21 protein-coding genes are annotated in these 25,400 nt (G+C 48.5%); 12 read left to right on the plus strand and 9 right to left on the minus strand.

From position 1 onward, the window contains the following. Positions 1–38: 38 nt before the first annotated feature. On the minus strand, positions 39–914 hold the full coding sequence (locus tag N5E87_RS08915) for a 1,4-dihydroxy-2-naphthoate polyprenyltransferase (protein ID WP_086904432.1): 876 nt from the start codon (positions 912–914) through the stop codon (positions 39–41). A gap of 324 nt (positions 915–1,238) precedes the next feature. Between N5E87_RS08915 and N5E87_RS08920 the strand changes: the two genes are divergently transcribed. The 4 genes from N5E87_RS08920 (at position 1,239) to tnpA (ending at position 4,207) form a co-directional block, all read left to right on the plus strand. Beyond that, positions 1,239–2,192: an SDR family NAD(P)-dependent oxidoreductase gene (locus N5E87_RS08920; protein WP_086904433.1), complete on the plus strand. Its 954-nt coding sequence runs from the start codon at positions 1,239–1,241 to the stop codon at positions 2,190–2,192. Positions 2,193–2,306: 114 nt separating this feature from the next. Next, positions 2,307–3,173: an acyl-CoA thioesterase II gene (gene tesB, locus N5E87_RS08925; RefSeq protein WP_011622398.1), complete on the plus strand. Its 867-nt coding sequence runs from the start codon at positions 2,307–2,309 to the stop codon at positions 3,171–3,173. 1 nt (position 3,174) lies between these two features. Next, positions 3,175–3,579 carry a YbaY family lipoprotein gene (locus N5E87_RS08930; protein ID WP_011716717.1) on the plus strand — a complete coding sequence of 135 codons (405 nt, stop codon included), beginning with the start codon at positions 3,175–3,177 and terminating at the stop codon, positions 3,577–3,579. Positions 3,580–3,772: 193 nt separating this feature from the next. Continuing rightward, positions 3,773–4,207, plus strand: coding sequence for an IS200/IS605-like element ISShes8 family transposase (gene tnpA, locus N5E87_RS08935; protein ID WP_039978090.1), 435 nt, complete (start codon positions 3,773–3,775; stop codon positions 4,205–4,207). 67 nt (positions 4,208–4,274) lie between these two features. On the opposite strand, the gene N5E87_RS08940 is transcribed toward tnpA, so the two are convergent. After that, positions 4,275–5,156 (minus strand): LysR family transcriptional regulator, encoded by an 882-nt coding sequence (locus N5E87_RS08940; RefSeq protein ID WP_011622400.1) that lies wholly within the window; start codon positions 5,154–5,156, stop codon positions 4,275–4,277. A 274-nt stretch (positions 5,157–5,430) separates the two neighbouring features. On the opposite strand from N5E87_RS08940, the gene N5E87_RS08945 reads away from it, so the two are divergent. The 4 genes from N5E87_RS08945 (at position 5,431) to N5E87_RS08960 (ending at position 9,780) form a co-directional block, all read left to right on the plus strand. Beyond that, positions 5,431–6,681, plus strand: coding sequence for an MFS transporter (locus tag N5E87_RS08945; RefSeq protein WP_041412602.1), 1,251 nt, complete (start codon positions 5,431–5,433; stop codon positions 6,679–6,681). A gap of 344 nt (positions 6,682–7,025) precedes the next feature. Further along, positions 7,026–8,096, plus strand: a complete 1,071-nt coding sequence (locus tag N5E87_RS08950) for an alpha/beta hydrolase (RefSeq protein WP_140374509.1) — start codon at positions 7,026–7,028, stop codon at positions 8,094–8,096. A gap of 93 nt (positions 8,097–8,189) precedes the next feature. After that, entirely contained in the window at positions 8,190–9,236 is a 1,047-nt protein-coding gene (locus tag N5E87_RS08955; RefSeq protein ID WP_086904035.1) for an NAD(P)-dependent alcohol dehydrogenase, read from the plus strand. A gap of 106 nt (positions 9,237–9,342) precedes the next feature. Then, positions 9,343–9,780, plus strand: a complete 438-nt coding sequence (locus N5E87_RS08960) for a cupin domain-containing protein (RefSeq protein WP_279775259.1) — start codon at positions 9,343–9,345, stop codon at positions 9,778–9,780. A gap of 90 nt (positions 9,781–9,870) precedes the next feature. Here N5E87_RS08960 and N5E87_RS08965 read toward each other — a convergent pair whose 3' ends face one another. After that, on the minus strand, positions 9,871–10,257 hold the full coding sequence (locus N5E87_RS08965; protein WP_176370347.1) for a cyclophilin-like fold protein: 387 nt from the start codon (positions 10,255–10,257) through the stop codon (positions 9,871–9,873). 96 nt (positions 10,258–10,353) lie between these two features. Continuing rightward, positions 10,354–10,881: a cupin domain-containing protein gene (locus tag N5E87_RS08970; protein WP_217895403.1), complete on the minus strand. Its 528-nt coding sequence runs from the start codon at positions 10,879–10,881 to the stop codon at positions 10,354–10,356. A 199-nt stretch (positions 10,882–11,080) separates the two neighbouring features. Here N5E87_RS08970 and N5E87_RS08975 point away from each other — a divergent pair, with 199 nt between their 5' ends. Both N5E87_RS08975 and N5E87_RS08980 read left to right on the plus strand, forming a co-directional pair. Next, on the plus strand, positions 11,081–11,992 hold the full coding sequence (locus N5E87_RS08975; RefSeq protein WP_256657202.1) for an AraC family transcriptional regulator: 912 nt from the start codon (positions 11,081–11,083) through the stop codon (positions 11,990–11,992). Between the two features lie 330 nt (positions 11,993–12,322). Further along, positions 12,323–13,885, plus strand: a complete 1,563-nt coding sequence (locus N5E87_RS08980; protein WP_086904037.1) for an MATE family efflux transporter — start codon at positions 12,323–12,325, stop codon at positions 13,883–13,885. A 156-nt stretch (positions 13,886–14,041) separates the two neighbouring features. Here N5E87_RS08980 and N5E87_RS08985 read toward each other — a convergent pair whose 3' ends face one another. Further along, the gene (locus N5E87_RS08985; RefSeq protein WP_086904038.1) at positions 14,042–14,260 is read right to left on the minus strand and encodes a DUF2986 domain-containing protein; all 219 of its coding nucleotides are present in this window, start codon (positions 14,258–14,260) and stop codon (positions 14,042–14,044) included. 307 nt (positions 14,261–14,567) lie between these two features. Here N5E87_RS08985 and yqfB point away from each other — a divergent pair, with 307 nt between their 5' ends. Both yqfB and N5E87_RS08995 read left to right on the plus strand, forming a co-directional pair. Continuing rightward, a complete protein-coding gene (gene yqfB, locus N5E87_RS08990; RefSeq protein WP_086904039.1) occupies positions 14,568–14,879 on the plus strand; it encodes a N(4)-acetylcytidine aminohydrolase in 312 nt (103 codons plus the stop codon). 58 nt (positions 14,880–14,937) lie between these two features. Then, positions 14,938–16,002 carry a hypothetical protein gene (locus N5E87_RS08995; RefSeq protein WP_279775260.1) on the plus strand — a complete coding sequence of 355 codons (1,065 nt, stop codon included), beginning with the start codon at positions 14,938–14,940 and terminating at the stop codon, positions 16,000–16,002. A gap of 48 nt (positions 16,003–16,050) precedes the next feature. Here the strand turns inward: N5E87_RS08995 and N5E87_RS09000 are convergent, their stop codons facing one another. The 4 genes from N5E87_RS09000 to N5E87_RS09015 all read right to left on the minus strand — a co-directional run bounded on the left by N5E87_RS09000 (position 16,051) and on the right by N5E87_RS09015 (position 25,017). Then, positions 16,051–19,107, minus strand: a complete 3,057-nt coding sequence (locus N5E87_RS09000) for an efflux RND transporter permease subunit (RefSeq protein ID WP_086904041.1) — start codon at positions 19,105–19,107, stop codon at positions 16,051–16,053. Then, positions 19,104–22,367, minus strand: a complete 3,264-nt coding sequence (locus N5E87_RS09005) for an efflux RND transporter permease subunit (protein WP_086904042.1) — start codon at positions 22,365–22,367, stop codon at positions 19,104–19,106. Before N5E87_RS09005 ends, N5E87_RS09000 begins: the two co-directional genes overlap by 4 nt. Positions 22,368–22,379: 12 nt before the next feature. Then, positions 22,380–23,444, minus strand: a complete 1,065-nt coding sequence (locus N5E87_RS09010) for an efflux RND transporter periplasmic adaptor subunit (RefSeq protein WP_011716731.1) — start codon at positions 23,442–23,444, stop codon at positions 22,380–22,382. Between the two features lie 286 nt (positions 23,445–23,730). Beyond that, entirely contained in the window at positions 23,731–25,017 is a 1,287-nt protein-coding gene (locus tag N5E87_RS09015) for a citrate synthase (RefSeq protein ID WP_011716732.1), read from the minus strand. Positions 25,018–25,400 lie beyond the last annotated feature (383 nt).

Raw genomic sequence — 25,400 nt, forward strand, 5'->3', positions numbered from 1 at the left:
CTCAACTCTGGGTAATCCCGAGACCTTGATATTCCCGTTTATGCGGTAAACACCAGTCCCACACTGAATAGGGTACTGAATATCATGGTGAGTTTTGCCGTGCGTCCCAATAGTGGATTGAGTGCTTCACCCGATACGGCATAGAAATCGCTGCTGAGTTTGCGGGCGATAAGCAGGGATAAGCCCGCCAGCAGTACCGGTAAGCCCGGCAGAATGCCCAGTAAGAATCCTGCGATCACTAAACCAAAGGGCAAGTAAATTAAGGCTTGATACAAAACTTTGGCCTGCGCCTCACCAATCCTCACCGCGAGCGTATGTTTGCCCGCTTGGGTGTCGGTTCGAATATCGCGGGTGTTGTTCACCAACATAATGGCGGCGTTAAATAAGCCAATGGCACAGCCAAGTAGCCAGGCATTCATATTGGTATCACCCGCCTGCAGATAATAACTGCCGACCACGGCCACTAAACCAAAAAACACGAAGGCGGCGACTTCACCTAGCCCGTGTGATGCCAAAGGATACGGGCCGCCGCTGTAGCCGAGGGCGCCTAAAATGGCCGCCGCCGCTAAAATCGCAATCGGCCAGCCGCCGTGCCAAATCAAATACGAGCCTACGGTTAATGCCAGCACTAAGCATAGGATCATCGCATTACGTACTTTATGGGGGGGGATCATGCCACTCTGGGTGACGCGAACCGGGCCGAGCCGTTCGGCGGTATCGATGCCGTTTTTAAAGTCAAAGTAGTCATTAGCGAGGTTGACGGCGATCTGCAATAGGATGGCGCACAACATCGAGGTGGCGGCAATTAACCAGCTAAAACGCTCAAGGTGCAGTGCCAGAATATTACCGATTAATAGGGGACCGATTGCCGCGGGTAAGGTGCGGGGCCTGATGGCTAAAATCCAAGGATTCATGATGTCCAGTCGTTATCTAAGAAAAGAATTGGGTAGTGAACAGCGTCATAGCATAACAAGAATTTGCGTTAAAGTGAGTACTATCTAATACACGCATGTAATAGAGTTTGAATTGGCGCACAGATGTTTCGCTTTCAGGGGAAAGATTTGTCGCCAAGTTCAAAGAAAATCCACTATGCCTGTGTTTTTATATCCCCTGTGATCCACTGCCAAACATCGGTTAAGCCGATGAACTTCACCCCTATTTTTGCAATAACCAGAGCTGTGAGGTGAAAGGTTTAGTGTGGCGTTTAGCGTTAATGTCAATGATAAGGATACGATAGGATGCGTTTCGATAATCAAGTGGCGTTGGTAACGGGAGCAGGCTCTGGGCTAGGGAGAGCCTATGCCATTATGTTGGCTGAGCGGGGCGCCAAATTGGTATTAGTTGACCAACCTAAGGGAAGTCCATCCCAAGGCGAGGCATTGAGGGCAACTAGCTCTTCTAACTTAACTCATGCAACTAACGCAGAGCTGCAGCAAACCCATCAGGCCATTTTAAAGCTCGGGGGAGAATGCCTGTATTTTGAAGTGGATGTTAGCCAGCAGGATGACGTCAAGTCGATGGTGAATCGCCTACAGCAAGATTGGCAACGCGTGGATATTTTGATCAATAACGCCGGGGTTTACGGCGCGTGCTCCTTCGAGCATATCCAACAAGCCGACTGGCAGCGACAGTTTGATGTGGATGTGAACGGCAGTTTTTATCTTACCCAAGCCCTGTGGCCGCTGATGAAGGCCCATGGCTATGGCCGAATTTTGATGACCACTGGGGTGTCGGCGTTGTTTGGCGACTTACATCAGGTTCCGTTCAGCGCCGCCAAGATGGCCCTCGTCGGTATGGTGAATAGCCTTTCCTTAGAGGGCGAGCAGTTTAACATCCATATCAATAGCCTGTGCCCGCAGGCGCTCACGGCCATGACAGATAAACACTTAGCCCCAGCGATCCAACCGCTATTTTCCTTTGATACAGTCACGGCGACTATGGCATTTTTAGTCAGTCGTGCCGCACCGAATGGCCAGCATCTGCTCGCGGGGGCGGGCAGCGTGAGCCATGGGATGTTTGCCGAATTTCAGTCCATCTATTTCAGTGAGGGGCTGTGTACACCCGATAAACTGATCAAATACTGGCCCGAGTTGCATTATGCCTTTCCGATTAATTTGCATACCTGCGGCGAAGATAAAGTGTTGGCTTGGTCAAAACAGAGTGCCCTTGAACATCATATTAAGATTGAGTAGTGCTTTGGGCGTGCAGAAGCCACAAGATGCAATAAGCTATCGACTCCCTACTGGTCAGCCCTAGTCTAACTGAGTTACCCTTGTGCATTAGTTGCTAATTTTCAGTAGGATCCCATGAGTCAGGTATTAGACGATCTCTTATCATTATTATCCCTCGAGCAAATTGAAATCGGGCTGTTTCGTGGTCAAAGCCAAGACTTAGGATTTGGGCATGTGTTTGGTGGCCAAGTGATGGGGCAGGCCCTGAGCGCCGCCAAGCAAACCGTGCCAGCCGAGCGTAAAGTGCATTCGCTACACTCTTATTTTTTACGCGCAGGGGATGAGAAACTCCCCATAGTCTATGAAGTGGAAAATATGCGCGATGGCGGCAGTTTCAGTGCCAGACGCGTGAGTGCAATACAAAAGGGGCGGCCGATTTTTCATATGACCTGCTCCTTCCAAGAACCCGAGGCGGGCTTTGACCATCAGGCCCAAATGCCTGAGGTGCCGGGTCCTGAAGGGTTATTGAATCAAAATGAGCTGGCGATGACCTTAAGGGATAAAGTGCCCGCGCGCATTCTGGAAAAATTTATGGAAGACGCGCCGATTGAGATGCGGTTAGTCAATCCTTTGCATCCCTTCGCGCCTAAAGAAACCGAACCCTATCGCTATGTGTGGCTAAGGGCGAATGGGCCAATGCCAACGGATGCGCATATTCACGAGTATTTGCTGGCCTACGCCTCTGACTTTAACTTTTTAGTCACGGCGGCTCAGCCCCATGGTGTGTCCTTTTTAACGCCGGGGATCCGCATGGCAACAATCGATCATGCGATGTGGTTCCATCGCCCAATTAATATGGGAGAATGGTTGCTCTACAGTATCGACAGTCCAACCGCCAGCGGTGGACGAGGTTATGTACGAGGCCAATTTTTTAATCAGCAGGGTGAGCTTGTAGCCTCGACGACTCAAGAGGGGCTGATCCGTATGGTAAAAGGAAGTTAATATGTTGATGAAAATAAAGTTATTTATGTCATTTTTACTGGTGACATTTGCCTTAAGTGGCTGCGTGACGGTTCAACCCGATCCTCCGGTGGTGGTTAATGGGGCGGCGGGCTATTTGGAAAAAATTCTCCTGCCCCAAGGCAGTGAAATTACCATTGCGATTATCGATTTGAACACACCCGGCGTCATCATTGCCCAAAAGAGCTTTAATATCGCTAGGGCGCCTGTGCCGTTTAAGTTCTTATTACCGGCGAAATCTATCGATAAACGCATTAATTACGGCGTGGTGGCCATGATCAAGTATCAGGATAAGGTGATTTTTCAAACCTATGACCGCTTCCCTGTGATTAACAATGATAAATACACCACTGAAGTATTGATGAAAGCGGTTCGCACTGAACAGTAGGCTGAATGTTTTAAAGCCTATTGGCAGGATGCGCGATTGCATTTTATCGAAAAGGGGAGTTAATCCCCTTTTTATTTTTAGCTCAAAACCACCTACTTCAGTAGGTGGTTATCATCATTTGAGGCTTTGCCTGTATACCTACCCATGTTAAATGCATCTTTGATTTTTAGCGAAGTCAAAAGAGGCAAATAACATGAGTAGATACGAGCAAGCATCGCATGTGTTCTGGCGATGTCAATATCATATAGTCTGGACACCAAAGTACCGCTTTCGGATATTGAAAGGTAATGTCGGAAAAGAGGTTTATCGATGCATTCAGGTTTATTGCCATCAAATGGGATGCATAGTCATGGAGCTAAATGTTCAAGTTGACCATGTCCATTTAGTGGTGAAGGTACCTCCGAAGATATCTATATCGAATTTAATGGGGGCGTTAAAAGGTAAGATAGCGTTGAAAATATTCAGTAAATTTCCTTACCTACGTAAGAATAAACTTTGGGGAAATCATTTTTGGCAGAGAGGATACTTCGTCGATTCGATTGGAATTAACGAGGAAATAATCCGTAGATACGTTAGGCATCAAGAGAAAGTAGAGCGGCAAGAACAGGGTCAACTTGCTCTTGAATAAAGGCCCCCTTTTAGGGGGTTAAAACAAAGCCACCTTCTTCAGAAGGTGGATTCTTTACTGCTTTGCGTTAGCGGTTTTTCATTAAAAACTCCACAAAGGCGCGGTCGGCTTGGCTGACGGGGCGCTGTTTTTTCCACGCGATATGCAGATTTAAAAACACCGGTGGGTCAAAGGGTTTGGCGAGAATGTCATCTTTTGGACTGATGGCCATTTCGAGCACGCTAGTGATCCCAAATCCCTGGGAGACAATCTGTTTAATTAAGTTAATCAGGTTAGTCTCAAAGGCAATATTGGGCTTTTTACCCAATTCTTTGGCCTGGGAGAGGATCCATTCCCGGTGGAAATAGCCAGTTTTAAACATCACTAATTCATGGTCAAAGAAGTCGTTGAGGCTGACGGCAGGATGATCGGCGAGCGGGTGCTCGGCGCCCATGGCGATCACCATCTGCTCACGGATCAACAATTGGCTATCGAAGTCACTCTGTAAATCTTGGGCGGTAATGATGGCGATATCCACTTCTTCCTGCTGTAACATCCGTAGCGCGTCACGGGTACCGCCTTCAAACAGTGACAGCTTTAGCTCGGGATATTGATGGCGAAAGGCCATAAGTCGAGAGGGCAGATAGAAGGAGCCCAGCATGCCTGGCACCGCTATCCGCACTTCCCCTGAGGTGAGATTCGCCATGGCGCGGATTTGCGCTTCGGCCTGTTTGATTTGTTTTAGGATCAAAGTGGCATGTTGATGCAGTACTAAGCCTTCGGCGGTGAGCGCGAGGTGCTTGTCATTCTTATTGCTGGTGCGATTAATCAGTGTCACCCCAAGCGACTGCTCGAGCCGTTTAATGCTTTGGCTTAGGGCAGGTTGCGCCATATTGAGCTTCTTGGCCGCGGCGGTAAAACTGCCGGTATTGGCCAGTGCATCTAAATGTTTAAGTTGGCGTATGTCCATGATGATTCGTCTTTTATGCTGGATGGTACTTATGCTCAAGGGCACTTATGCACGATTCTACTTATGCTTGAGGGCACAGTGCTTTAAGGGCATTAACAATGTGCCACAACCCAGTCCTGTCGTATCTCGCATGGTTTGACCGATAACAGGGCGTATCGCAATTGTTAGCTATAACAAAAATCAATAATTTCAATATAAATTATCTATTATTGTTATGTTATGCCCAGTGCTAATCTTTGTCTATCCTGAGAGTGATGCGTTATCGAGGCCAAAAGTGCAAGCCGTGTTAGACACTATTATCGACAGTAAACAACGTGATACCCGACTGATGTGGGCCCTGTGTGTGGCTTCCGTGGTGGTGTATATCAATCTGTATTTGATGCAGGGTATGTTACCGCTGATCGCCGAGCATTTTGCGGTATCTGGCTCTAAGGCAACGCTTATCCTTTCGGTCACCAGCTTTTCGCTGGCGTTTTCGCTGTTAATTTATGCGGTTGTGTCCGACAGAATTGGCCGCCACACGCCGATTGTCGTGAGTCTCTGGCTACTGGCGCTGTCGAATCTGCTGTTGATTTGGGCTGGGGATTTTAATGCTCTTGTCTACGTCCGCTTTTTACAGGGCGTGCTGTTAGCGGCTGTGCCCGCCATTGCCATGGCCTATTTTAAGGAGCAACTCTCGCCAAGCACTATGCTCAAAGCCGCGGGCATTTACATCATGGCCAACAGTATCGGCGGGATTGTCGGTCGGTTACTGGGCGGGGTGATGTCGCAGTTTTTATCTTGGCAAGAGTCCATGTGGCTGCTGTTTTTAGTTACGCTTGCGGGCGTTGCCTTAACCAGTTATTTATTGCCTTCTGGCGCCGATGCGCAGGCGGTATCGGGCGGACAAACCACCTCGCCAACACTGTCAAAACGGGCACGTTTATTACAGGATATTTATGGCTTTAGCCATCACCTAACCGATCCGCAAATGCGTTTAGCCTATGCTATCGGAGGGATCACTTTTATGATGATGGTGAATCAATTTAGCTTTATTCAGCTGCATTTGATGGCCGCGCCTTATGAGTGGAGCCGTTTCCAAGCGACGTTGATCTTCCTGTGTTATTCCAGCGGTACCGTGGCTTCTTATTTTACCGCCAAGTGGCTGGCAAAATTTGGTCAGCACAAGTTATACCAATGGTCTTGGTGCTTGATGTTACTGGGCAGTTTATTGACCCTGTTCGATACCCCAGTCACGATTAGCCTAGGCTTTTTGATGACGGCCTGTGGCTTCTTCTTAACCCACAGCTGCTGTAACTCCTTTGTGGCGATGCGCGCAAGCCGTGACCGCGCTAAAGCCACATCGCTGTATCTGTGTTGCTATTACTTAGGCGCCGCGCTGGGCGGGCCTTACCTGATGCTATTTTGGCATAAAGCCGAGTGGCAGGGGGTGGTGATGGGCTCATTAACTCTTCTTGCATTAATCGCCTTAGCTATCGGTCGGTTGCGTTATCACCAAACCCAGATGAGCCGCGTGACGCTCTAGTTTGCTAGGCCCGTTGGCGCAGCTCTTCGCCACAGATCCAATGTTTGATAAACGCTTAGGCCAACGACTCCCCGTTGGCCTTTTTGTACACCTAATTTGCCCTCGCGGGTATTCGCGTTAAACCGATACATACAGTCGAGCGCGACATTTCTACCGCCTTATCGGGTATTCATTTCTTCATGTCTCATTGCGCGATTTCCGCATTTTTGGAGTTTTAGGCAAGTAACCACGAGTTTCATGGCTTCAATATCGTGGTCGTTTTGTCGACAATTTCAGCATGAGTTGCCGCGACACTTAACTCATCTCGCTTAAGCGACATGTCTGTTCCCTATTAAGGGCTGAATATGAAGGCATCAAACGGCGCGCTGTCTTTGGCGGCATGGCTGATAACGGCATTGTTGATAAATACCAGCTTGCCGACCTTTGCGGCAACACCGGGCCATCAAGGTGATTTATCCCATGGTGCTAACAATTTTTATCGGAGTGAAACCCTGACTATGCAAAAAGTAACTTTTCCAAATCAATACAAGATGAATGTCACGGGCAATCTTTATTTGCCTAAGGATATGAAGGTCAGCGAAAAACGCGCTGCCATTATCGTAGGCCACCCTATGGGTGCGGTAAAAGAACAAAGCGCGGTGCTCTATGCCCAGCAACTGGCCGAGCGTGGTTTTGTAACCCTCGCCATCGACTTATCCTTCTGGGGTGAGAGTGAGGGCAATCCCCGCAATGCCGTGCTGCCGGACATGTACGCTGAAGACTTTAGCGCTGCGGTAGACTTTCTGGGCACTAGCGAGTTTGCCGACAGAGAGCGCATTGGCGTGCTCGGGATCTGTGGTAGCGGTAGTTTTGCCATTAGCGCCGCGAAAATTGACCCTCGCATGAAAGCCATTGCTACCGTCAGCATGTATGACATGGGCGGATTTAGCCGTCATCTCTATGGCAAGTCGTTGACCTTAGCGCAGCGCCAACAAATGATCGCCGAGGCGGCCGCGCAGCGTTATGTGGAGTTTAGCGGCGGTCAAACCCAATACACAGGTGGCACACCCCATGAAATCGATGAAAACTCTCACCCCATTGCTAAGGAATTTTATGACTTCTATCGCACCCCAAGGGGAGAGTTTACGCCAGCGGGTTCATCGCCTGAGCTGACGACGCATCCGACCCTGAGCAGTAACACTAAGTTTATGAATTTCTATCCATTTAACGATATTGAGTCTATTTCTCCGCGCCCATTGTTATTTGTTGCTGGCGATGAAGCGCATTCACTGGAGTTTAGCCAAGAAGCCTACAGCCTAGCAGCAGAGCCTAAAGAGCTCTATCTGGTAAAAGGTGCTGGTCATGTTGACTTGTATGACAGAGTGAACCTGATCCCCTTCGATAAGTTGACGCAATTTTTCACTCAATATCTGTAATTTAGCTCATGGGCCAGCGCTTTGCTGGCCTTGATTATTTCTCGCAGAAGCGTGTCATTTTACGTTTCTGCCTCAATCCACAGGGGATGAAATATGCAAACCATTGGATATGCCGCAGCATCGGCGCAAAGCCCGCTAGAACCTTATCACTATGAGTGCCGTGAATTACGGGACAACGATGTCGCTATCGAAATTCTCTATAGCGGCGTCTGTCATAGCGATTTACATACAGTGAAAAACGATTGGGGCTGGACGGTTTATCCTACTGTACCAGGCCATGAAATCGTTGGCCGCGTGGTGCAAGTGGGCAGCCAAGTGAACAAATACAAGGTGGGCGATCATGTCGCTGTGGGCTGTATGGTCGACAGTTGTCAGGAATGTACTCACTGTCACCACGGTGAAGAGCAGTTTTGTGAGCAGGGTTTTACCCAAACCTACAACAGTGCCGATAGGCACACCCAAGAGCTTACCAAGGGCGGCTATGCCAAGCATATCGTAGTGCGCCAAGAGTTTGTGCTGAGTATTCCGGCATCGCTCGACCTTGCTAAAGTCGCGCCCTTACTCTGTGCGGGGATCACCACCTATTCGCCCTTAAGAACTTGGAACGTTGGGCCCGGCAGTCAAGTCGCTGTTATTGGTATGGGCGGTTTAGGCCATATGGCGATCAAACTTGCGGCCGCGATGGGCGCCCATGTGACTGTGCTCAGCCGCTCGGAAAGTAAGCGCAGCGATGCGCTCGAACTCGGTGCGAGTGACTTTTTGATCTCTTCAGATCTTGAGCGCATGCAGCAAGCCGCCAATCGCTTCGAGCTTATCATCGATACCGTGCCAACAAAGCATGACATTACCCCATACCTGCCATTATTGAATGTGGATGGCACGCTCACCTTAGTCGGTCAAGTGGGGCCGATTGCCGAGGTGAATACTGTGCCTATGGTGATGGGACGTCGTCGTATTGCCGCCTCACTTATTGGTGGCATTGCCGAGACTCAGGAGATGCTCGATTTCTGCGGCCGGATGAACATTTTGCCTGAGGTCGAGATGATCAAAATGGAGCAGATTAATGAAGCCTTCGAGCGGCTGGAAAAATCCGACGTGCATTACCGATTTGTGATCGATATGCAGGCCTCTTCCTTCTAGGCTTAGGAAGGTTATTTCATTTGTTAAAAGGGCGGTTTGCGGACCATTCCCCATGCCGCCATCACTTTTAAATCAGCTTAAGACAACGTCAGCAAAGGAGTTTTTGATGAATACCTTAGAAACAGCATCCATGACACTGATCCCCGCAGGATCGCAACAGCCGATTAAAGCACCGAGTGAATGGTTTACCGGTGAGGTGGTGATCAGCAGCTTATTTAATGCGCCGCCACCAGCGCGGGTGGGTATGGCTGTAGTGAACTTTTCAGCGGGCGCGCGAACCCATTGGCATAGCCATCCACTCGGGCAAATGCTATTGGTCACCCAAGGTGAAGGCTGGACCCAGTGTGAAGGGGGGGAGCGCACCACGATTCGCCCAGGGGATTTGATTTGGTGTAATTGTGGTAAGCGTCATTGGCATGGTGCAACTGCATCATCTTCCATGCAGCATGTGGCCGTTCAAGAGGCGCTTGATGGTAAACCGGTTGATTGGTTTGAACCTGTTACTGATACAGTGTACTTAAATGGCGGCAGTGTCAGCGAGTAACTCAATCACTGGCGAAAGCGCTTGTAATTTAAAAAATAAAAGGCGAACTCAGTGTCGCCTTTTTTGCTTTTGATGTTTTGCTTATGATGGTTAGGGCTGTTTATCGAACACCACATCGAGATCGTCGCCGCTAAGCAGTTCGACAAATTCTTCACTCATTACTTTGCTCATCTCTTGACTCGTCTCGTTACTAAGAGTGCCGAGCGGAATTAAGCCATCGGCATACCCATAGTCCCTATAAAACAGAGCTAAGTTCCCCCAAGGAGCATAATAGGTGATATCGCCACGCTTAGCGCTGGTGCCTTTTGGGGCCTGCGCTTTGGTGAGCTTTTGCTCGAGCATGGCGATTTTTTCCGTATTGGCATAGTCCTTAAGCGTTAGCTTTAGGGGTAAGCTGGCGTAGAAATCCTGTGCCGTTGGATTATCGAGGAGGGTAAATCGATAGGCTTTGCCGTTTGCGGTCAGACTAATGTTCATCGAAGTCTCCTGAGATTGCGTCATGGCGTTTTTAACTTGATTTGGTTTAACTTGCTTTGGTTTAGCTTGCTTTGGCGAAGAGTCGCTAAGCTTGATTCAGGGCTTGTCGTATTGTGCTGGGGAGACACTTTCTAGCCATGTGACCACCTTACCCGCGTTGGCTTCTTGTATGGCGATATGCGTCATGGGCGTATTGCTCGTTGCGCCATGCCAATGTTTGACATTCGCAGGGATCTGCACCACATCCCCAGGGTGAATTTCAAGGCGTGTCTGACCTTCTTGCTGCACCCAACCCATTCCAGAGGTGACGATTAAGGTTTGCCCCACGGGATGAGTATGCCAATGGGTGCGACTGCCCGGCTCAAAGGTGACTAAGGCGCCAGATGCGCGACCTTCGCCCTTGGCCTGAAACAAAGGCTCAACGCGCACTGGTCCGGTAAAATAGTCTTCGAGTCCCGTCACAGGGAGTTGAGTGCCATTGCGGGCAATACTGATTTGCTCAGCAGCAATCACGGTTTTAGGCCTTGCCTCTGACACAGGCACTGATGCTGGCAGTGACTCAGCTGCCTGAACGCCAAGCGTTAACAATAGCAGGGAGCCTAATCCCAAATGCATAGGTTTCATCGATTCATCCTTATTCAATGGCTAAAAAATCACTTATTCGGATCCTTTATTCTTGCCGCTTGCAGGCTTGCTGGGTAGTTCATTCGTCGGTAATGCTTGCCTAATTCTCCAAGAGTTAGGCATTTCGTATGCTAACGCGATAAGTTGCGAGTAAGATAAATTAGAAGGACTAATACCTTGCGATACTGGAGGAAAACGAATGATGCAAGATGAAGAAATGATGGCCTGTTTATCCCAAGGGCTTGCCGACAATGTGGCCAAAAGAACCCTTGGCGTCGAATGGGCATCATCTGAGGTCGAAGGGCTCGAGTTTTATCGGCAGAATGCGCCCACCTCCAATTCGGTCTGTATTGTCGAGCCAAGTATTGCGGTTGTGGTGCAAGGGACGAAGAGCATGACCTTGGGGGAGCAGGTATTGGTCTACGATCCGAGTCGATTCTTAATCACTTCTTTAGAGTTACCCGCCACCATGCAAGTGTTAGAGGCCAGTGCTGAAAAACCTTACCTCGGTGTTGTGCTAAAACTCGATTTGGCGGTGATGAGTGACTTAATGTTGCAAACACCCTTGGCGAGGCAAAAGGATACGGTTACCGATCAAGGCATGATTTTAGGTCATTCCACCCCAAGCCTGTTGAATGCTTTCAGCCGGTTAGTTGCCTTACTCGATGAGCCAGAGTCGATTCCTGTGCTTGCGCCTATGATTAAAAGAGAGATTTACTGGCGTGTGCTTATCAGTGAGCAGGGCGCGCGCTTAAGGCAAATCGTGTCGGCGGGCAGCCACGGTTTACGCATCGCCCATTCTATCGAGTGGCTTAAGGTGAATTTTGCCCAGCATTTTAGCATTGATGATTTAGCCGATATGACCCGAATGAGTAAATCGACCTTTCACCATCATTTTCGCCAATTGACTTCGATGAGTCCGCTGCAATATCAAAAACGGTTACGCTTAATGGAGGCTCGCCGACTGATGTTAAGCGAGAGCATAGATGCCGCCGCAGCCGCCTATCGTGTCGGCTATGAGAGTCCATCGCAATTTTCCCGTGAATACTCGCGCCTATTTGGTAATTCCCCCAAACGAGATGTCGATATCCACTGGTTATCATCGACCTAAGCTAAGCAAGTAAGCTAAGCAAGTAAGCAAGACACGATAACCTAGAGTCACGGATGTGGGATAAGTGACAGGGCTTAAGTGGTTTGGAGTGAGTGATTTGACTTAAGCACGACTGAGTGACAAGGCTTGGAGTCAGTGTACCGAACAGGCTGATTGTGAGAGCAAAGGCCTGAGTGTGTAAGTTATTCGTAACAAACGAAATCGTTTAAATGATTTATTATGTGCGCTGCCTCATGGTAGGCTTACTTACTCAAGAGACTGCTTAAGTGGCGAGAGCCGCAGACTGGATTTGATGTCAGTCCATCCAATAGATCAAGGTAAAACAACCCCATGACCCAAGCCAAATTCGTTGAAGGTTCGATTCTTCGTCATATCCTCGTGATGAGTTCGACCGCCGCCGTGGGGATTTCTGCCTTATTTGTGGTCGATTTACTCGATATTTTCTTCTTAAGTTTACTCGGCGAACATGAACTGGCCGCGGCGGTGGGCTATGCGGGCAGTATTTCTTTTTTTACGACCTCTATTGGTATCGGCCTGTCGATTGCGCTTGGCGCGTTAGTTTCCCGCTCGATTGGTGCAAAGGATGTCGAGTTAGCTAAACGCCTCTTGCTCAATAGTGCGGCGGTGACCACCTTAATCAGCCTTTTTGTGAGTGTGGTGGTGACCTGCTTTATCCCCGAATTAGTAACTTTGGTAGGGGCGAGCGGCCATACTGCGGAACTTGCCGAGAGTTATCTGTACATTTTGGTGCCTTCTTTACCCTTTATTTGCCTTGCGATGGCCCTTGGCGGCGCACTGCGTGCCGTTGGGGATGCGAAGCTGTCGATGATGTCGACCTTAGCGGGCGGCGGCGTTAATGCGGTGCTGGATCCGATTTTTATTTTTCTGTTTGCCATGGGGATTGAAGGTGCGGCACTGGCGTCGGTCCTTGCCCGTATCGCGGTCTTTATCATTGCCGGGCGCGGTGTGGTGGTAAAACATCAACTGCTAGGCAAATTTAACTTCAGCTATTTTGTTGCCGATCTCAAACCGATTTTCGCTATTGCCGGGCCTGCCATGCTGACGAATATCGCTACGCCCATTGGTAACGCCTTTGTGACCCGCGCGATTGCGGATTTTGGTGATGCCTATGTGGCCGGTTGGGCGGTGCTTGGTAGGTTAGTCCCGGTCACCTTTGGGATGATTTTTGCGTTATCCGGCGCTATCGGGCCGATTGTTGGGCAAAACTTTGGGGCGGGCCGATTCGACCGGGTGCGCGAGAGTTTAACTAAGGCGATTCAATTTTGTACCTTGTATGTGGTGGTGATGTCGCTGCTACTGTTCTTGCTCAAATCGCAGGTGGTGAGCCTGTTCGATATGAAAGGCGATAGCGCGGCGCTTATCGAGTTTTTCTGTAGCTACATCGCGGTGTTTTTTACCTTCTCTGGCATTTTATTTGTGGCCAATGCTTCGTTTAATAATCTGGGCAAAGCCAAATATTCCACCCTGTTCAACGTCGGTAAAGCCACATTAGGCACAGTGCCATTCGTGTATTTTGGTGCGCAGTGGGGCGGGGTATACGGTGTGTTAATCGGCCAAGTATTGGGCTCGATTCTGTTTGGGATCATGGGTGTATGGGTGGCTTATCGATTAGTCGATAAAGTCGCACTGGCAAGCCGCGCAAACGCAGCACAGCCCTTGGGGAGCGATACCGAAGAGGCGCAGGCCAAGTGCCAGCAATTGCTGGCGGGGGATGAGGAAGAAATTGCTAATTGTGTTGGTCAAAATCTGCCCTCATCTACGAGTCCGTTTTCATCCTCCCATGTGCAAATGGGCCAATTGACCGAAGAGCAGGAATGCGAGGCGGCAACGGCTGCGGTGGATTTTGATAAAGCAAAACCCAATACGCCGTAACGCCTTAGATAACCATCTTGGTAATCATAAAGAGTCATAAAAACTGATAAAACATAAAGGCCACTGAAAAGTGGCCTTTATGTTTGGCATATCCGCATTCACGGGAAAGCGTTTTATGCGAGTAAGAACATTCTGAGCGTCACGACACAAAGCGGCTTAGCTCGCAGCCTTATCTTCCGCACTTGAAGCGTCGGCACCTGCGATCTCTTGCGCTACTTCTAAAGCCACAGCTTCTGGCGTTTCGGCTTCGAGACGCGCGCGCTCCGCTTTAGAAATATAACGCGGTTTTGCACCCACTTTGGGTTTCTCGATTTTGTTTTGTTTGGCTTTTTCGCGCTTAGCCATCTTCTTAACGATCTTTTGCTTCTTGTTCATAACATCTCTAATTCGGTTTTTGCCTATACAGGCTGAGTCCAGTGGCTCAATTAAAGCTGGATTCTAACTGAATATTGCCAATCTCTCCATGTTTTGCTGTTGCCTAAGAGGATGGTGGCTAAGTTTTAGCTGGATATTATCGCGCTAAAGTATGAGTTATTTTGTTTACCGTACTGTTCACCCATGGCCATAACCGCTATATTGACGACCAGTAAAGTATTGACCTTTAAACGGTTTAAGTAAATAAATGCAGATTTAACAGTCGTTAAGTTCCGCATACTACGTGAGTGTTTGTTATGGAGGCGCTTTGTTAACCAAAATCACTTTCTTTGAGCGTTTCGAGCCGGACATTTTATCGGGAGCTAAGACCATTACCTTAAGGGATGAAGCCGAGTCCCATGTGTTCGCCGGACAAATTTTGCCAGTATCGACCTTTGAAGCTGACCGTTGGTTTTGTGATATCAAGGTCATTGAGGTTGTGCCTGTGTTGTTTTCTGCGCTGACAGAGCAACATGCAGCGCAGGAGAATATGACGCTGCCAGAGCTGCGCCGAGTGATCCAAGAGATTTATCCCGGCCTTGAGCAGTTATTTCAAATTCGCTTTTGTGTTGTTCGATAAAAATAAAAATATTATTTACAAGGAGTTGGAATGAAAGTCTTAACGTTGAATGCCCTTAATGTTGATGTTAGCCGTGAGTACCTTATCGGCTTGTAGCATCGCCCCCTATAAGGTAAACCTTGATACCAATCATCAAGAAAAACTTGACGATGCGAAGTTAGTGGTTGATTTATCAAGTAAACAATTAGGTGCACAATATCATCTCTATGGTGCGTCCGGTGGTACATTGAGCGCTGCGGGTGTCACAGCAGGTGCACTTGGTGGATTAATTGTAGGTTTGACAGAGGTGGCAATTAACGAGTCCCGAGAGTCCGATGCTGAAGAGGCAATTGTCAAAATTAGAGAGCTGCTGGCAGGAGATACTTTAAAAAAAGCGTATGAAAAACAGTATCAAATGCTAATAACGACCCTACCTCAACTCGCCGATAATCCTGTGAAGGTTTACGATGAATGGCCTTCAAAGGGCGTGAAAGGATTAGGATTAGGTCCTGAGGATATTGCATTGATCCTCACGCCAGAATATAGCTTAACACCTGATAACACTATGTTGCATGTCATGTTACAGGTGCAAATGTATCAAGGTGCAGCGAAAGGGGCAAAGCCACAGCTGCTTTACCAAAATCGGTTCCTATATCAGTCAAAATCCAATCGCTATGTTGATAGGTTCCGCACAGAGGAAGAAAAGCAGGAATATCTTGCTCAAGTGAATGCTAAGTACGCCAAATTGCCCGATGGTACGCGTGAACGTTTAAGGGAAATAAAAAAACGTGATAAAGCCTTGGCTGCAGTAAATGAGCCTTTGGACGAACAAGCGCTAGCGGCAAAACAGGCTAAGATTTGGCTCGCGGACGATGGTCTGCAATTGCGTAAATATCTAGAAGAAGGGGTTCAGGAAGTATTTAATATGTTTGCTTATGATGTTGCGGAGCAAACAGATTTTTCAAAGGGAAAAATGTTTCCCATTGCTTTCCGTTCTTTCTCGAATACCGCAGGCGAGCGTCGTTGGTATCGTTTAGGGGATGATTATACAAAAGGTATTTTGTTATCTCTCAATGGAACTGATTTTTTCAGAGGAGCACAAACTGCGCAAGGGAAGGTGATTGTCGCTCCCTTAAGGCAGTAGATTTATCTAAAAAGAAAGGCTGCAATTGCAGCCTTTCTTTTTAAAAAACTATACCGTCCAAGGTAAGAGTTTTTGGGCTATGCGGTTTGATTCACCTAGGCGCACCGCGGCGCGATAACGCATTCTGTAGAGCAGTTGGTAGCACAAGGGAACCAAATACAGACTCGTCACCGTTGAGAACGACAAACCGCCGATAATGGCAATGGCCATCGGTGAGTAGGGTGGTCCGCCTCCACCGATTTGGGTTTCGCCCATCGCCAGTGGCACAAGGCCCAGCACCGTCGTTCCGACCGTCATTAGCACAGGGCGCAGACGGGTAATACAGACTTCACGTATGGTATCTGACAGCTTATCGAGTTCAGGCGTCATTTGGTTGATTTGGTCGACCAATACGATGCCGTTATTCACCACAATTCCCATGAGAATCAAGATCCCTATCATGGCCATGACTGACATAGGCGTGCCTGTGAGCAGCAAAGCCCAAAAGACGCCTGTGATCGAGAACAGAATCGAGGTGATAATCGCCGTCGGTAATAATAAAGACTCAAACAGCGCCGCCATGACGATGTAAATCATGGCAATAGCAAGCAGCATATTGATAGCCATGACGCTCTGATCTTCATCCTGACGCTCAAACCCACCGCGCAGTGAATAGTTATAACCATTCGGGAAGCGCACGTTTTCCATCACCTGTTTGATCTTCGTTTGGGCTTCCTCTGTGGTGAGCTTGTCTAAGTTCGCGCCGATTGAAAGCGAGGTTTGGCGATTGTAGTGCTTGATAGTATCGAACCTAGGTAAAATCTCGATACTGGCAAGGTTATCAAGGGTATACAGGCGTTGGTCGATACGCACGATAGGCAGTTGCTTGAGCTTCTCGAGGGATTTTTGCCATTCCTTCTCATAGGCCATTTCGATACGCAGCTCCCCATTGGGATCGTGCCTAAATGAGCGCAGCGGTGAGCCGCGCAGGGCCATTGATATGCTAGAGGCCACTTCGTTGAGTTTTAAATCCAGTCGTGCTGCCATCTGCCGATTAATGCGGATCACCACTTCCTGCTGCGCGCCGTTCACTTCGGAGCGCACATCCACTAAACCTTTGATATTGGAGAGCAGGGGCAATACTTGCTCACTCAAATGGATAAGCTCTGAGGTGGAGCGACCTGTGAGCGTGACACGTACGCCCGAGTTATCATTACCCCAGCCAAATTGAGGTTTCGCGATGGAGAATTTAGGAAAACCGCTGCGGATTTTCTTCTTTAATTCATCCAGTGGCATAGGTAGGTCTTTTTTCAGCAAAATCACCGAGGAAGCATCGTCAGGTGCATAGTAGCTATACACTGAGTCGATATGGAATTCCTCTTTATTATTATAAAGATACTCTTCCATTTGGCTCACCATTGCTTCGGTCACATTGAGATTATGGCGACCTTCTACTTGGTAGTTTATGTAAATACGCTCCTTGCTTTGGCTGTCCTCCTGATCCTGCTTGACCATCGACAGTGGTAGGGCGGTGGATACCAAAATGGCCACCGAAATTAGGCCTGAACGCCAAGGGCGCAGCAGCACCCAATTGAGACTACGGTTGTAGAAGTTTTGCAACTTACCCGGTGCTTTCTCTGGCGCGATATCGAAGTGAAACTTAGTCAACATCAATGGAATTAATGTTTTAGCCACTAACAATGAGGCCGCCAGCGAAATACAAATCGCAATCGCCACATGCTCAAGGAAGATGGTGAGCTCGACTTTTACCCCGAAGATATTGGGTAAAAACACGATAGCCGTGGTCATAGTGCCCGCAAGTACGGCAAGACTGACCTTATCGACCCCTGCCATGACCGCGTTTTCATTATCCTCTGCGCTATTGGTGGCTTTGCCTTGCTTCTCCTGCAGCACACTCTCGGTGACCACTACAGCGTTATCGATCAGCATACCGACCGCCAATAACAGCCCCATCATCGACAGAATGTTTAAGCTGTAACCCAGCAGGTACATGGCGGCCAGTGTCATTCCAATCGAAATAGGAACTGATGACACCACAATCAAGGTCATCTTGAAGTTTCTCAGGAATAAATACAGCACAATAAAAGACAGCAAGGCGCCGATTAATCCCGACAGCAGCAGATCAGAGAGGGATGATTTTACGCCAGAGGCTTGATCTTCCATGATAAACAAGCGGATACCTTGGAATTGTTGATCTTGCTTGGCAAGCTCAATCACCTTTAATACCCGATCAGACACTTCCACTAAGTTGGCGCCGGATTCTTTAAACACATCCAGACCCACGGCGTAATGCTTATCTAAGTGACGACCTTCGACCCGTTCAGGTAGCGCAAATTGCACATCGGCAACGTCACCTAAGGTCAGCCCTGGTAATAATACAAGGGCTTTAATGTCCTCTAGATTGCGAAACTCGCCCTTAGGAGACACCTGATAAACCAGATTACTTTCCCTTAAGGTGCCAGCGCTGAGTACAAAGTTTTCGCGGCCGAGACGTGTCTGCAACTCGGTTGCCGAATAACCACTGGCGGCGAGGCGGTTGGCATTGATCCTGACCTCAATCTGCTTTTGCTCAACCCCATAGAGATTGACCTTAGACACCCCCTCGACCCGCTCCAGCGGGCGCTTGAGTTGTTTATCAAGCAAGTCGAATGCGCCAGAAAGCTCGCGGTCGCTCGAAATCCGTATGGTCAATACCGGCATATCAGCGGTGGAGAATTGGCGGATAAACACCCGCTCAACATCCTTGGGCAATAAGTGTCGCACAGCATCGATTTTTTCCCGCGCTTCTAAGCTCTTAGTCGCAACGTTTTCGCCCCATTTCATATTGATTTCGATTTCAGCGCCTTCTTGGGAAGACTCTGATTCGAGCTCATCAATCCCGCCCATAGTGGCGAGGGACTCTTCGAGCACCTTAGTTATATCGCGCTCGACTTCCGCTGGAGTTGAGCCTTTGTAAGGCACTTGTACTACGATTTGCGGAATATCGATGCCAGGGAACATTTCGAGCGGCAGTAAGCGGCTAGAAGCCAGACCAAACAGCAAGATAGCAAAGAAAAACATGCTGGTGGTGACTGGGCGTTTTATCGCTAAACGGGTGAGGTTCATAGGCGAGCCTCCGCGGTTTCTGCCGTGTTGTCTTGCGCTGTGGCGGTATGTTCAAACTTTTTACGGTCAAATAGGGCATAGAGCACAGGGATAACAATCAGGGTTAACAGGGTCGAGAGACTCAGACCAAAGATCACGGTAATCGCCATCGGTGCGCGGACTTCTGAGCCATCGCCTAAACCTAACGCCATCGGCAGCAGACCTAAGGTGGTGGTTAAGGTGGTCATCATAATCGGGCGCAGACGGGATTTGGCCGCGACCTTAATGGCCTCAAGCTTGTCCACGCCTTCGGTGCGCAGCTGATTAATTCTATCCACCAGTACGATAGCGTTGTTGACCACAATCCCCGCGAGCATGATAAGGCCGATAAACACCACCACACTCAAATGGGTTTGGGTGATATAAAGACCAAGCACGCTACCTGCCAGCGCCATCGGCACGGCGAATAAAATCAGCAGCGGATGCAGCAGTGATTCAAATTGACTCGCCATCACTAAGTACACCAGGAAAACCGCCAGGATCAGCGCAATCTTCAGTGATTGGAATGAATGCTCCATTTCCTCATTTTGTCCACCAAAGCGTGCTTGAACCGAGGCGGGCAACACCTGTGCAGACAAAATTTGCTGCGCTTCGGCCACCGCATCACTTAAGTCGCCATAGGCAAGGTTGGCCGATACTAAGGCCACTCGTTGTTGGCTGATGCGGTTAATCGCCGATGGGCCTAATTGCAATGACACTTCGGCCACGGCGCTTAGGGCAATCGGTTGCTGGCTGTTCGGGTTGATGATTAGCGCATCGATATCACTGATTTGATCCCGCTCATCCAGTTCGCTACGCACTAAAATATCAATTTTGCGGTCGCGGACTGTGTATTGGCTGGCAACTGTACCGCCAACGCGCTGGGCAATACGATTGGCGACTGTGGGCGCATCCATGCCTAAGGCGGCTAAGCGAGCATGGTCGAAGCGAATGCTGAGTTCTGGCTGACCATCACGCAGGCTAGTATTCACATCGGCAAAGCGATCGGAGGCGGAAAGTGCCTTAACCAGATTATCTGCACTGCGCTTAAGTAAGTGTAAATCGTAACCCGAAAGCTCAATCTCCAATGGGGTTTTAAAGCTAAAGAGTTCAGGTTGCTCGATTTTAGCTTCCAGCTCAGGGATGCGGCGCGCGGTATCACGCAGCACTTGTGTTACCTGATGGTAAGCCGTGTGATCGCTCAGTACGACTTGTAAACGCCCCCAGTTTTCACCACCTCTGGCGGTATCAGAGGTCATTAGGCCGCCGCTACCCGCTTGGCTGTAGGCATGTTTGACTTCGGGTCTGTCTTTAATCGACATCGCGAGTTGCTGCAGTACTTTGTCTGTTTCACCGACCGCAGTGCCAGGAGGCAGCAGGATCTCCACATAAAACTCCCCTTGGTTCATCGGTGGGATGAGCTCCATGCCAAGGCGGGGGAGCAAGCTAATACAGGCGCCAGTGATCCCTATGGTTAGCAACAAAGTGGCGACTTGTTTCCGCAGTGCTATCGCGAGCAGTTTGTGATAAACCGACTCGATAGCGTGGTAAATAAAGTTAAAACCACTGCTTAGCGGGCGCATCACTAACCCAAGCAGCCAAGAGAAGAAACGGCCAATAACTAACGCTAAAGTCAGCAATGCACTCGGTATGTAGCTAAAGAGCAACACAATCGGGAAGGAAAATACCGTCGCACTATAGTGTTTTAACTTACCGAGCTTAGTAGTGGGTTTCTCCTTCGGGGTCTTCTTGATGAGTTCGGGCAGTGCTGTAAAGCCTTCGCGGGAGGCCAACATTGGAATTGAGGTTAGTGCCACCAAGAGTGATGCGAGCAAGGCAAAGGTCACTGTGAGGGCTTGATCAGAGAATAGGGCGCCCGCAATACCATCGACAAATACCAAGGGGACAAACACTGCAAGCGTGGTCATGGTCGAGGCGAAAATCGCGCCCGCTACTTCTTTAGTCCCTGTGACAGCCGCATCTAACTTACTCATGCCTTCGCTGCGGCAGCGGTCGATGTTCTCCAGCACCACAATGGCGTTGTCGACCAATAGACCGATAGCGAGCGCAATACCGCCTAATGACATGATGTTTAAGCTGATATCGGCAAAATACATCATGTTAAAGGTGGCAATCACCGAGAAGGGGATGGAGATTGAGATAATCAGCGTCGGGATAATATTGCGCAGGAACAGGTAAATCACCAACATAGACAAAACACTGCCCATCAACGCAGATGAGGTGACTTCACTTACGGCACTCTCAATAAACTCAGACTGATCGTAAATCACTTCCAATTTGTTTTGCTTAGGATCTTGGTTGATTTTGACTAGCTCATCGCGCAGTTTTTTAGCCACCGCGACCGTGTTGGCATCGCCTTCCTTATAGATAGCCAGCTCAATCGACTCTTGGCTGCCGATACGGGTGATGTCGCTACGCTCTTTAAAGGCATCGGTAATGGTGGCGACTTCAAATAGACGTACTAAGGTCTGCGCGTCGCGATAGACGATGACTTGCCCCAGTTCTTCCAATGAATTGAATTGGTTAAGGGTTCGAACCAGATATTCGCGGTCACCTTGGATCACTTTACCCGCAGATAAGTTGATGTTTTCCTCGTTGATGCGGCGTTTAATGTCGTCAGCATTCAAATTGAGTTGAGATAACTTTTCCTGATTGAGCTGAATATGCACTTCTTGCTCTAAACCACCGGATAAACGCACTGCTGCCACACCTGAGAGGGCTTCTAAACGGCGTTTAAGTTCTTCCTCGGCGTAGGTACGCATCTGCTTGAGTTCAGCTTCAGACGCATTAGGCACCGACAGCGCTAAGCGCATGATAGGGTCAAGGTTGGGGTTAAAGCGCAGCAATAATGGCTTTTTAACATCCAGAGGCAGGGCGATAGTGTCGAGTTTTTCACGCACATCGAGGCTCGCCATATCCATAGTGGTGCCCCATTCAAACTCGAGCACCACATCGGACATGCCAGAGCGGGAGATAGAGCTTATCTTACGCAAGCCTTTCACTACGCCGACGGCTTCCTCAATGGGTTTTGAGACCAGTTGTTCTACTTCAACGGGCGCCGCACCATCGTACATGGTCCGAATGGTTAAGGTGGGGTAGCTTAAATCGGGCAGGAGTTTTACCGCTAAGCGCGAAAACCCCACCATGCCGAATAACATAATGGCCAGCATGAACATCCATACCGTGACTGGCCGTTTAACTGAGGTGCTGATGATTGACATGAAAGACTCCTATCAGTTCTTCGCTGAGGCCAAATCGAGTGGGGTAATGACTTCAACTAAGGATTGGTCTTTCAAATTCTGCTGACCACGGGTCACGACTTGCTCGCCGGGTTTGATACCGGAGACGACTTCTACCGAGTCACCTTCGCGGTAGCCGATTTCGACTTCGCGGCGGTTGGCATTGCTGCCGTCAATCACATACAGGGCTTGCTTATTGTCTTGGTTGATCAGGGCACTGTAGGGCACAGTGATCACATTCTCATGGGTGTCATACTTCAATTCGACCCGTGTAAACATCCCGGCTTTTAAATGCGCATTTTGATTGGGCACGGCCAAGGTGACTTTAAAGGTGCCACTCTGTGGGTCGACCACAGGGCTTATCCGCAATACTTTCGCGTGGATAGCGTTTTTGCTCTGTTGATTGCTAAAGACTTGCGCTTCTTGGCCTAAACGTAGGCTGGTTAATTGCTGCTCAGGTAAATGGACAATCCCGTGCAGCTCGTCTTGATTGACAATGTAGAAGAGGTCACCAAATTCCTGCGCCATGTTACCCGCTTTGACATAACGCTTAGCAACAATACCATCGATGGGCGAAACCACATGGCTTTCTTTGACTTGTAATTCAGCAAGATCCCGTCTTGCAATGGCGGCTTGCAGGTTGTATTCGAGCTTTGCCATGGAGTCGGCACTGATAAACTCTTTATTGGTCATTTTCTTCAAGCGGTTTAACTCTTGCTCGATGATTTTCACTTCGGCTTCGGAGCGGTCGAGATCGTATTGCTGACGTTTGGCATCGATAACCGCGAGGATTTGTCCTTTTTGCACCCGGTCGCCTTCTTCGACATTAATCGCTTCGATAAGGCCGGCAATACGGCTCACGACGTTAGCTTCTTGCGGGGCTTCGAGGGTGGCGGTGGTGCTATAAAACGAAGACACATTACCCTGCATCACGGTAGTGGTTTCGACGGGAATGGCATATTGTTCTTCTTTTTTAGCCACTTCCTCTTCGCCGCATGCCGCTAACATTGACACTAACAGCACGGGTAGGGCGAACTTAGCAATTGTTGACTTTTCCATAAGAGTATTACCTGTTGTCATTTTTGTGATGCCATCTGAGAGCAGAAAACATGCCAAAGTTAAAAATACATTAATTTCAGTAGATTAACGTAAATTTGTCAGATTGTAGATTAGGCAAACTTACTAAATGTAGCTAAAAAGTTTAAAAAGTGATGAGAAATGCTAAATAAGCTAAAGCGAGGTCATCCGGGATTGTGTGGCTGGGAGTGATAAGAAGATCGAAGGGCGGGTATGAAAATCCCAATAAAAAAGCGCCCAGTGGGCGCTTTTAATCGATAAATGCCGATTAGCGTTTATCTTGGCTTACGAAATCACGCGAAGTCTCGCCAGTATATAGCTGACGTGGACGGCTGATCTTGTGACCTGGTTGATCCAACATTTCTTTCCAGTGAGCAATCCAACCCACAGTACGTGCTAATGCGAACAGTACGGTGAACATGCTAGTTGGAATACCAATGGCTTTCATGATGATGCCAGAGTAGAAGTCGACGTTTGGATAGAGTTTCTTCGAAATGAAGTACTCGTCTTCCAGTGCGATACGCTCAAGTTCCATAGCCACATCTAATAATGGATCTTGTACTTTCAGCTCTTTTAACACTTCGTGACAGGTTTCACGCATCACTTTGGCACGTGGGTCAAAGTTTTTGTAAACACGGTGTCCGAAGCCCATTAGACGGAATGGGTCGTTCTTGTCTTTCGCACGGGCGATGAATTCAGGAATACGGTCTACTGAACCGATTTCTTCTAACATTTGTAGACAAGCTTCGTTCGCGCCGCCGTGTGCAGGGCCCCATAGAGAAGCAATACCCGCAGCGATACACGCGAATGGATTCGCGCCTGAAGAACCGGCTAAACGTACGGTTGACGTTGACGCGTTTTGTTCGTGATCCGCATGTAGAATGAAGATACGGTCCATAGCACGTTCAACGATTGGGTTTACCTTGTACTCTTCACAAGGCACGGCAAACATCATGCTTAAGAAGTTGCCTGCGTAGCTTAAGTCATTGCGTGGGTAAACGAATGGTTGGCCAGAAGAGTACTTGTAGCACATAGCGGCAATCGTTGGCATTTTGGAGACTAGGCGATAAGCGGCGATTTCGCGGTGGCGAGGATCGTTGACATCGAGTGAGTCTTGATAAAATGCAGACAATGCACCAGTAACACCACATAACATCGCCATAGGATGAGCATCACGACGGAAACCTCTAAAGAAGAAGGCGAGTTGCTCATGAACCATAGTGTGGGTTTTTACTGTGTGTACAAATTCAGCATATTGCTCTTTCGTCGGCAGTTCACCGTAAAGCAGCAGGTAACACAGGTCTAAGTAATCTGAGTCAACGGCGAGTTGCTCGATTGGATAGCCGCGGTGTAACAATATACCTTGATCGCCATCGATATAGGTAATTGCAGATTCACAGGAGGCTGTCGCGAGAAAACCTGGATCAAAAGTGAAGTAACCCTTGCTGCCAAGTTTACTGATATCGATTACGTCAAAACCAGCGGATCCTTGCTTTACTGGCAATTCTATCGAGTCGTTCCCTGGTAATTCTAATTTGGCTTTTAAATCAGCCATACCCCGTTCTCCTTACTTCGTTCTTATCTGTGAGTGCGGCATGTCAAACCGCCATTACTTTACAGCCATTCTAGATCACATTTCAATTTAAATAAGCGTTTAAATTTGTTAGACCATGGTATAAATCTCTTTACTTTCCTTGGTGCAGCTGGCACTTAGGTGAAAATATCCTTAAAAAAACAAAATTTGCATTCTGTGATGTTTGTATTTGACATTTCGCGCGAGTATACTTGCCTCCGCCTAATAAGGGCTGCAAACGATGATGTTAAAACACCCTTTGTTTACATGTTAAATAAGTGAGTGTTCAAATAGTTATCTGTTTGTTTAAACTTTGCTTTTGTGTTTACTTTTGCCCTGATTTACCCCTCGGTTTAAAGTTTGTA

This window comes from Shewanella sp. GD03713, from assembly GCF_029843705.1.
In the GTDB taxonomy this organism is placed as follows: Bacteria; Pseudomonadota; Gammaproteobacteria; order Enterobacterales; family Shewanellaceae; genus Shewanella.

Bases quoted from the DNA above. Each gene is read 5' to 3' on its own strand.
- N5E87_RS08960 (WP_279775259.1), top strand. From the start codon at position 9,343: ATGAATACCTTAGAAACAGCATCCATGACACTGATCCCCGCAGGATCG.
- N5E87_RS08940 (WP_011622400.1), bottom strand. From the start codon at position 5,156: ATGGACATACGCCAACTTAAACATTTAGATGCACTGGCCAATACCGGC.
- N5E87_RS08995 (WP_279775260.1), top strand. From the start codon at position 14,938: ATGTTGATGTTAGCCGTGAGTACCTTATCGGCTTGTAGCATCGCCCCC.
- tnpA (WP_039978090.1), top strand. From the start codon at position 3,773: ATGAGTAGATACGAGCAAGCATCGCATGTGTTCTGGCGATGTCAATAT.
- N5E87_RS09005 (WP_086904042.1), bottom strand. From the start codon at position 22,367: ATGTCAATCATCAGCACCTCAGTTAAACGGCCAGTCACGGTATGGATG.
- N5E87_RS08970 (WP_217895403.1), bottom strand. From the start codon at position 10,881: ATGAAACCTATGCATTTGGGATTAGGCTCCCTGCTATTGTTAACGCTT.
- N5E87_RS08915 (WP_086904432.1), bottom strand. From the start codon at position 914: ATGAATCCTTGGATTTTAGCCATCAGGCCCCGCACCTTACCCGCGGCA.
- N5E87_RS09000 (WP_086904041.1), bottom strand. From the start codon at position 19,107: ATGAACCTCACCCGTTTAGCGATAAAACGCCCAGTCACCACCAGCATG.
- N5E87_RS09015 (WP_011716732.1), bottom strand. From the start codon at position 25,017: ATGGCTGATTTAAAAGCCAAATTAGAATTACCAGGGAACGACTCGATA.
- N5E87_RS08920 (WP_086904433.1), top strand. From the start codon at position 1,239: ATGCGTTTCGATAATCAAGTGGCGTTGGTAACGGGAGCAGGCTCTGGG.
- N5E87_RS08965 (WP_176370347.1), bottom strand. From the start codon at position 10,257: ATGAACATTAGTCTGACCGCAAACGGCAAAGCCTATCGATTTACCCTC.
- N5E87_RS08950 (WP_140374509.1), top strand. From the start codon at position 7,026: ATGAAGGCATCAAACGGCGCGCTGTCTTTGGCGGCATGGCTGATAACG.
- N5E87_RS09010 (WP_011716731.1), bottom strand. From the start codon at position 23,444: ATGGAAAAGTCAACAATTGCTAAGTTCGCCCTACCCGTGCTGTTAGTG.
- tesB (WP_011622398.1), top strand. From the start codon at position 2,307: ATGAGTCAGGTATTAGACGATCTCTTATCATTATTATCCCTCGAGCAA.
- N5E87_RS08975 (WP_256657202.1), top strand. From the start codon at position 11,081: ATGATGCAAGATGAAGAAATGATGGCCTGTTTATCCCAAGGGCTTGCC.
- N5E87_RS08930 (WP_011716717.1), top strand. From the start codon at position 3,175: ATGTTGATGAAAATAAAGTTATTTATGTCATTTTTACTGGTGACATTT.
- N5E87_RS08955 (WP_086904035.1), top strand. From the start codon at position 8,190: ATGCAAACCATTGGATATGCCGCAGCATCGGCGCAAAGCCCGCTAGAA.
- N5E87_RS08985 (WP_086904038.1), bottom strand. From the start codon at position 14,260: ATGAACAAGAAGCAAAAGATCGTTAAGAAGATGGCTAAGCGCGAAAAA.
- N5E87_RS08980 (WP_086904037.1), top strand. From the start codon at position 12,323: ATGACCCAAGCCAAATTCGTTGAAGGTTCGATTCTTCGTCATATCCTC.